At 69.6% G+C, this 7,600-nt stretch carries 9 protein-coding genes; 4 read left to right on the top strand and 5 right to left on the bottom strand.

Annotated elements, in window-relative coordinates:
* Positions 1-35: 35 nt before the first annotated feature.
* Entirely contained in the window at positions 36-1,181 is a 1,146-nt protein-coding gene (locus FNH08_RS39170; RefSeq protein WP_322726198.1) for a sensor histidine kinase, read from the bottom strand.
* Positions 1,182-1,313: 132 nt separating this feature from the next.
* Here FNH08_RS39170 and FNH08_RS39175 point away from each other — a divergent pair, with 132 nt between their 5' ends.
* Both FNH08_RS39175 and FNH08_RS39180 read left to right on the top strand, forming a co-directional pair.
* Positions 1,314-2,045, top strand: coding sequence for a class I SAM-dependent methyltransferase (locus FNH08_RS39175; RefSeq protein WP_152776291.1), 732 nt, complete (start codon positions 1,314-1,316; stop codon positions 2,043-2,045).
* Positions 2,042-2,743 (top strand): DedA family protein, encoded by a 702-nt coding sequence (locus FNH08_RS39180; RefSeq protein WP_322726199.1) that lies wholly within the window; start codon positions 2,042-2,044, stop codon positions 2,741-2,743. The genes FNH08_RS39175 and FNH08_RS39180 overlap by 4 nt, the downstream gene beginning before the upstream one ends.
* Here FNH08_RS39180 and FNH08_RS39190 read toward each other — a convergent pair.
* The 4 genes from FNH08_RS39190 to FNH08_RS39210 form a co-directional block, all read right to left on the bottom strand.
* Entirely contained in the window at positions 2,715-3,662 is a 948-nt protein-coding gene (locus tag FNH08_RS39190) for an MMPL family transporter (protein WP_228034630.1), read from the bottom strand. The two genes, FNH08_RS39180 and FNH08_RS39190, sit on opposite strands and share 29 nt — an antisense overlap.
* A 669-nt stretch (positions 3,663-4,331) precedes the next feature.
* Positions 4,332-4,670, bottom strand: a complete 339-nt coding sequence (locus FNH08_RS39200; RefSeq protein ID WP_152776293.1) for an XRE family transcriptional regulator — start codon at positions 4,668-4,670, stop codon at positions 4,332-4,334.
* Positions 4,667-4,816, bottom strand: coding sequence for a hypothetical protein (locus FNH08_RS53740; protein WP_322726200.1), 150 nt, complete (start codon positions 4,814-4,816; stop codon positions 4,667-4,669). The genes FNH08_RS39200 and FNH08_RS53740 overlap by 4 nt, the downstream gene beginning before the upstream one ends.
* Before the next feature lie 377 nt (positions 4,817-5,193).
* Positions 5,194-5,406 carry a hypothetical protein gene (locus tag FNH08_RS39210; protein WP_152776294.1) on the bottom strand — a complete coding sequence of 71 codons (213 nt, stop codon included), beginning with the start codon at positions 5,404-5,406 and terminating at the stop codon, positions 5,194-5,196.
* A 155-nt stretch (positions 5,407-5,561) separates the two neighbouring features.
* Here FNH08_RS39210 and FNH08_RS39215 point away from each other — a divergent pair, with 155 nt between their 5' ends.
* On the top strand, positions 5,562-6,467 hold the full coding sequence (locus FNH08_RS39215) for an NADP-dependent oxidoreductase (RefSeq protein ID WP_152776295.1): 906 nt from the start codon (positions 5,562-5,564) through the stop codon (positions 6,465-6,467).
* A 64-nt stretch (positions 6,468-6,531) separates the two neighbouring features.
* Positions 6,532-7,593, top strand: coding sequence for an alkene reductase (locus FNH08_RS39220; RefSeq protein ID WP_152776296.1), 1,062 nt, complete (start codon positions 6,532-6,534; stop codon positions 7,591-7,593).
* Positions 7,594-7,600 lie beyond the last annotated feature (7 nt).

The raw sequence follows: 7,600 nt of genomic DNA on the forward strand, positions 1-7,600 counted from the left end.
GACCAGGGCATCGTCGTCGACGATCATGGCGCGGATCATGTGGGGGTGCCGTTCTGCTCGATGCCGAGGGGGTGGGGGATGTGGGCGGCCACGCGCCAGGCGCCCGCGCCTGCCGGTCCGGCGTTCAGGTGGCCGCCGAGTGCGGTGACGCGTTCGCGCAGGCCGACGAGTCCGTAGCCGCTGCCGACGGTGTCCGTGCGGGGAGTGCCAGAAGGGTTGGTGACCTCGACGAGGGTGGCGGGCGGCCGGTAGTCGATGCGTACGGCCACCGGAGCACCGTCGGCGTGCTTGCGGGCGTTGGTCAGTGCTTCCTGGACGACGCGGTGCACGGCCAGGCGGTGGGTGGTGGGAGCCTGTTCGGGAAGGCCGTCGGTGGTCAGCTCGACGTGCTGGCCGGCGGCGCGGGCCTCGTCCGCCAGTTCCCCTACGTCCCTCATCACCGGCGTGAGCGCGGTGCCGGTCGGCGTGGCGTCGGGGTCGCGCAGCACACCGAGAACGTCGCGCAGATCGGTGAGGGCTTCGACGGACGCCGTACGCAGCAGACCGAGTCGTTCGACGACCGGTGCGGGCAGCATGTCGCCCTTGGTGGCCAGCACGCCGGTGTGCAGCGCGATCAGGCTCAGGCGGTGGGCCAGGACGTCGTGCATCTCGGCTGCGATGCGGGACCGTTCCGCGATGCGGGCAGCTTCCTCGCGCAGCTGCGACTCGATGCGGAGGTGCTCGACGTCGGCTGCCAGTGCTTGGACCAGGCGGCGCCGGCCACCCATCCACAGCCCGACGAGCACGGCCAGCACTGGTAGGAGCAGCGTGGACGCGTAGGACTGCGCCGTCCACAGGGAGGTGGCCCGGTAGCTGAGCAGGTTGGCGCCCAGAGCGGCGACGGCACATCCCACCGCCACCTTCGCCCGGCGATCCACGGCCAGGTCGAACAGGGCGACTGCCAGCAACGGCAGCAACGGCCATCCCCACCACGCCGTGGCCACGGTGACCAACAGCGGCGCGACCGGCCAGCGCAGCCGGGGCACGAGCAGGGCCGTTCCGCACACCAGCGCCGCGGTGACGACGGGGGCCAGGTAGCGCCCGTCGAACGACATGTCGTTCAGCGCGGCGGCCAGTACGCACAACGCCACGAGTGCGCCACGCCCGTAGGCCGCCCATCTGCGGCCTTCTCTGCTGCTCACGCGGCCCATGCTAGGCAGACCGGTGCGCCGTTCCGTCCGGCGGTCGGCGATGTTCACCCCCTACTTTCGTAGGGGGAGGCCGCCGCAGAACGGCTGATCCGATGCCGGGCGCGGCTTTCTAGCGTCGATTCCATGAACGACTGGACCACCTCCCACGACCGTGTTCTGGCGCAGCGCAATGCCGAAGGCTGGATGTTCCTGATCGAGGCAGCCCGTGATCTGCGCACCACGGGTGCCATAGCCCCCAGCGGAAAGGCCCTGGCCCGCGCTCTGACCGATCCCGTACGGGCTCAGGCGCCCCGCCCGCTGGCGGTCCTGGAGGCTGGTGCCGGGACCGGCGCGGTAACCCGCACCCTGATACCCGAACTGCCACGAGCCAGCCACCTGGACGTCGTCGAGGCAAACCCGCGTTTCGCCGCGCGACTGCGCCATCTCGTCACCACGCATCCAGACCTGGCTGCCAGGCCAGCGCAGGTGAACGTGCATCAGACCTACGTCGAGCAGCTCGACATCGACCAGCGGTACGACGTGATCGTCTCGGGGCTGCCGCTGACCAACTTCACACCCGTGCAGGTCGAGCGCATCATGGCCCGCTACATGGAACTGCTCCACCCCGGCGGCACGCTGACCTACTTCGCCTACCTCGGAACCCGCAAGGCGCGTGCCCTGACGGCATCGCGAGCCGAAGCCCGCCGCCACGCCGCCGTCGACGACATCATGGCCGCCTACCAGCGCACCTACGCCACGGGCCGCTGGACGGTATGGGGCAACGTTCCCCCCGCCTACGTCTGGCATCTGCAACGACCCCTCGTCTCTGCGGAAACGGACCAGCTCGAGCCGCAGACCGACTGGGCGAGTCGGTGAACGCGTTCTCCGACATCCTCGGCCACATTTCCCCGGCCGCGGCGTACACGGTGGTGGCCGCCGCCGTCCTGGCCGAGTCGATCCTTCTCGTCGGCGCTTTCATCCCCACGCTCACCCTGCTCCTGACCGCCGGCGCGCTGGCCCGCACCGGCCACATCAGCCTTCCCCTCGTCATCGCTGCCGCGGCCGGAGCCGTGGTGGGGGGCGACTTCCTTGCCCACCGCACCGGCAGGTTCCTCGGTGACCGGCTGCGCGGAGGCCGGACAGGCCGTCGGATACCGGGTGCCGCCTGGCACCACGCCGAGACGCTGATGACGCGCCACGGCGGCCGAGCGGTCTTCCTGGCCCGCTTCCTGCCGGTGGTACGCACCCTCGCCCCGCACTTCGCGGGCGCCACCCGCCTGCCCTACCGCCGCATCGCCCCGTACAGCGTCGTCGCCGCCTGTGTGTGGGCCACAGCGGAAGCAGGTGTCGGATACGCTGCCGCGACCTCTCTCCAGCGCATCCTGACGCTGGGCGGCCCTGCTGTGGAACTTCGCGTAATTCCCCAGGCTGAAGTTCATGGACGTTCCCATGGGGAAAGCGGAGTTGCTCCGCAGCGACCAGGCGGACGACGCACTTCCCGGGCCGCCTGGCAACCAGCCGATCCTTTAGGTCCGAGCCGGGCAGTCAAGGATGAGCGCAGCTCATCGCGGTAGCGACGCCGCAGGCGTCCTTGACGGCCCGGCTCGGACCGGACACTTCACTGCCGGGCGGCCCGCCCCCTTCCCCCTCGCCCAAATCGCACGAACGAGCGGGGACGACGGAGCCGGTCTGGGAAATTACATGAACGTCGACACCTGCCTTCGCCCTGGTTGCTCTGATGGCGATCGGGGGCGCGCTGTTGTGGCGAAGGAAGCGCCGCCCGCTGTCTGATGAAGCCCAGGAACCGGCGCCCGAGCCTGGCAGCAGGACCAGGGCGAGGCCCACGACGATGGCCAGGTAGGGCACGAGGGCATCGGAGAGCTTGGTGCTGACGTCGATGTTGATGGCGGTCAGTCCGGTGACCATCAGGTCGGCGCCGGTGTCCTGGTGCAGGGCGCCGCTGTGGCCGCGGATCTCACCCACGAGGTCCTTGGTGGCCTTACTGGTGGCGGCGCTCTTGGGGACGGCGCCGATCAGGGCCACGTCGCCCGCCTGGTTGAAGGAGGGAGGACGAACCGCCGCGACATCGTCCAGCTTGCTCAGCATGGTGTGCGCGTCCTGCGCGGCGGCCTTGGGATTGTCGCTGTCCCGGGCGTCGACGACCACGGTGAGCGGGCCGTTGAAGCCCGGCCCGAAGCCCTTGCTGAGGGTGTCGTAGGCGACGCGTTGGGTGCTGCCGGAGGGCTTTCCGGAGTCGTCGTTCAGGGCCATCTTCAGGGACATCGTGGGGATGGCCACCAGGGCCAGGCCGACCACCGAGACGGCGAGCATCTTGACCGGGTTGCGGGTGACGAACCTCGCCCAGCGCACGCCCATCGACTCGCCCTCGCCGCGCTCCAGCGCCTTCATACGGCGGGTCAGGAGCTTGCCCTTCATGATCCGCACACCGGCGAAGCCGAGCATGGCGGGCAACAGGGTCAGCGCGATGACCACGGCGACGACGCATCGGACCAGACCTCGGCGCCCACGCCCCCGAGGAAACAGCGATCTCCATCACAGCCGAGATCATCGCCCACACCCACCACGGCACCGGCCGGTCCCTGTCCAACGGCACGGGCTCCATCCACCCGGCGCTCGCGACCGCCCCCTCGTAACAGAGGCCCACTGTTTCGTTCCGGCGTCACGAAGCCATGGGCTGCGCGGAGCGACGGCGGCACCCCACTCGAGCAGCTCATCGAACAGACCTGTCCGTTTTCTGTTCGGGCAGTTTCCGCCCAACGCGCACCAGGCCCTCACGCCCCGGTGCCGACGCGATCGAGTTCCTCGAGGTTGCGGCCGAACCCGGTCGACTCATTGCCGATTCACGCCGTTCTTGCAGGTCAGACGCGCTGATCAGTGTCAGCCCTGTGCAGTGCTTGTCGGTCTGTTCCTGTCCTTGTGGCCCCTCAATGGCCCCTGGGGGTCGATGAGTTGGACGCTTACCACAGCAGCAGCCGCGTCCGCCCAGTTCAGCCAGGAGGATGGAACCTTCGCACAGCGGAGTCCCTTACCGACGAGATGATGCTCCACCCCTTGTCCCGGGGTGGAGCATCATCCCTGACGTCAAGGCGCGAGCTTGTCCACCGGACCGCTCATCGACCTGGGTCGCAGCGCGTCGACGGGTCAGCCGAGGACATAGGTCTCATCACCGAAGTCAGCGACGATCTTCAACTTGCCGCCGAGCGCCTTGACGTAGGCGGCGAGGGTGTCGACCTCGCTGCGCTCCAGTTGACCCTTCTCGATGCGTGAGACGCGGGCCTGGGTGACACCCATGGCTTCGGCGACCTGGACCTGTGTGGCGTGCTGCCGCTTCCGCAACTCGGCAAGACGGTGCACACGGGAGGCCAGGACCATCGCCTGCGCCCCCTTTTGAATCTGGTCCCTTTCAGCATCGGTGAAGGCGAATTCCTCGGCCAGGTCTCCCCAGGTGACGGCCTGCGGGTCCTTGAGGTGATCAGTCATCGTGCCCCGTCCTCTCCATCGATTCGCTTCAGATGCTCCGCGTACGCCTGCTCTGCCTGGGGCACCGCGACGCGATACCAGCCGGACCAGTTGCCTGCCTTGTCGCCGCCCACCAGGATCACTGCCTGGCGGTCCGGGTCGAACACGAACAACAACCGCACTTCAGTCGCCCCCGCCGACCCAGCGCGGGACCTTCCTCCTGAAGGGCAGCGACAGCCTGGCTGACCTGAATCAGGGTGTCGCGGTCAGTGCGGCGCAGGCCGTGAAGCCACGAGGCTGCCGTGGACTTACGCGGAGAGGCCGACGACGCACTGCTGCCCTTCCTTGCCGAGGAGCCGTTCAGGCGCTCGGCCACATGCTCCACGAGAAGGGCGACCCGAGTTCCGTCAGCTACCGAAGGGCGAAACCTGGCGGCCTGCGAGGTCGTCGCGCAAGCACAGGAAGCGGGCGGGTGGCGGTACTGACCCTGGACGACTGCCCATCGGCAGGGAACTCCGCAACCAGGTCGGGCCGTACGAGGGCGTCAGGCCTCCCGCCTGGAGCAGGCGAACACCAAGCTGTTGGCGCGGCTGGAGGAGAGGGACGCGGAGCTGGAGGCCGCCCGGGCGGCCAACCGCGAGCCGACCCGGGCCCGAACCAGAAGGAAGCCGCGCACCGCTAGGGGCCGGCCGGCCCGGTCGTCCAGCTTCCAGTCGACGTAGTCCTTGGCTGCGGAAGGCCCGCTCCGGCGGAGCACCTCCCGCTTCGACCGCCACCCCGAGGAGACCGATGCGACCGCGGCCGATCTTGAGCAGGCCGAGCGACAGCAAATACTTGGCTAGCCACATGTTTGCTGTTACGTTGATTATGTGTCCAGCCACCTAAATGGGTGGCGACATGAGAGGAGCCATCATGAAAGCCATCCTGTTCGACCGTTTCGGCGACACTGAAGTGCTGCACGAGGCGGACATCGATGTCCCGCAGCCCGGCCCCGGGCAGATCCGCGTCCGCGTCAAGGCGGCCGGGCTGAACGCGCTGGACGGCAAGATCCGTTCTGGGGCACTGGAGGCCGTGTTCCCCACGCCGCTCCCCTCCGTCCCCGGTCACGAGCTCGCCGGCGTGGTGGACGCCCTCGGCGAGGGCGTGCAGGACGTGCAGGTCGGCGATGAGGTGCTGGGCTGGTCGGACACCGGCTCGTACGCCCAGTACGCGCTGGCCACCACCATGGCCCCCAAGCCCGCCGGCCTCGACTGGCAGCACGCGGTCGCGCTGCCGGTGGCCGCCGAGACGGCCGAGCGGGTCCTGGACCTGCTCGGCGTCACCGCCGGAGAGACCGTGCTGATGCACGGCGCGGCCGGAGCGGTCGGCACCCTGGCGGTCCAGCTCGCCACGGCCCGCGGAGCACGCGTCATCGCCACCGCCGGCCCCGCCAACCAGGACTACCTCACCTCGCTCGGCGCCACCGCGACCCTCTACGGCGAGGGCCTGGTCGAACGGGTCCGGACGCTCGCCCCCGATGGCGTGGACGCGGTGTTCGACCTGGCCGGCAAGGGAGCCCTCGAGGACTCCATCACCCTGCGCGGCGGCACCGAGCGCATCGTCACCATCGCCGACTTCCGCGCGCACCAGCTCGGCATCACCTTCTCCAGCGGTGGCCAGGAACGCTCGGCCGCCCGCCTGGCCGCGCTGGCGCAGGACGCCGCGACCGGCAAGCTCGTCACCACCGTCACCGCCTACCCGCTCGATCAGGCCGCCACGGCCCAGCAGATCAGCGACGCCGGGCATGTCCGGGGCAAGCTCGTCCTCACCCTCGACTGATCACGCCCGCCATTCCCTCTTGTTCCGATCATCACCTGGCCATCACCGCGCCGAAGGACCACTCATGCTGGACGCCCTCTGGACGCCGACCACCGTCGGCGACATCTCCCTCCCGCACCGCCTGGTCATGGCCCCCATGACCCGTGACCGCTCTACGCCGGAAGGCATACCGACCGAGCTCAACGCCGAGTACTACGCCCAGCGGGCCTCGCACGCGCTCATCATCACCGAGGGGACCCAGCCCTCCACCGATGGCCAGGGCTACCTCCTCACTCCCGGCATCCACAATGACGATCAGATCGCCGGGTGGCGCAAGGTCACCGACGCCGTGCACGCGGCCGACGGCCGGATCGTCATACAGCTGATGCACACCGGACGCATCTCCCACCCTGACAACACCCCTCACGGCCGTCAGCCGGTCGCCCCATCGGCGATCCAGCCGCAGGGCGCGATGTTCACCGCGTCCGGGCCACAGGAGATGCCGACGCCCCGTGCGCTGTCGACGCAGGAGGTCGTGGCGACCGTCGACGACTTCCGCCGCGCCGCAGCAGCCGCCGTCGCGGCAGGCGCCGACGGCGTGGAGATCCACGGCGCCAACGGCTACCTCGTGCACCAGTTCCTCGCCGACGACACCAACCAGCGCACCGACCGCTACGGCGGCTCCATCGACAACCGCATCCGCTTCGCCGTCGAGGTCGCCGCTGCCGTGGCCGACGAGATCGGCGCCGACCGCACCGGCCTGCGCATCTCCCCCGGCAACCCTTACAACGACATCGCCGAGTCCGACACCGCCGAGCTGTATCCGGCGCTCCTGCGCGCCCTCAGCCCGCTCGGCCTCGCCTACCTCCACATCCTCCACGCGGGCGACGAGGAGCTGCTGGGCACCCTGCGCGCGCTGTGGCCGACCGCTCTGATCCTCAACCGGGCCGGCACCGACCTGCCCACCCGCGCCAAGGACGTCGACAACGGCACGGCCGACCTTGTCTCTGTCGGTGCCCTCGCGCTCGCCAACCCGGACCTGGTCGAGCGGCTACGCTCTGACGCGCCGCTGAACACCCCCGACCCGGCGACCTTCTACGGCGGCGGAGTGGCCGGCTACACCGACTACCCCACCCACACCGTCTGAGGAACCG

Origin of the sequence: Streptomyces spongiae (assembly GCF_009377185.1) — a bacterium.
Taxonomy (GTDB): Bacteria; Actinomycetota; Actinomycetes; order Streptomycetales; family Streptomycetaceae; genus Streptomyces; species Streptomyces spongiae.

Coding starts and splice junctions, on each gene's coding strand:
- FNH08_RS39215 (WP_152776295.1), top strand. CDS start 5,562: ATGAAAGCCATCCTGTTCGACCGTTTCGGCGACACTGAAGTGCTGCAC.
- FNH08_RS39200 (WP_152776293.1), bottom strand. CDS start 4,670: ATGACTGATCACCTCAAGGACCCGCAGGCCGTCACCTGGGGAGACCTG.
- FNH08_RS39175 (WP_152776291.1), top strand. CDS start 1,314: ATGAACGACTGGACCACCTCCCACGACCGTGTTCTGGCGCAGCGCAAT.
- FNH08_RS39220 (WP_152776296.1), top strand. CDS start 6,532: ATGCTGGACGCCCTCTGGACGCCGACCACCGTCGGCGACATCTCCCTC.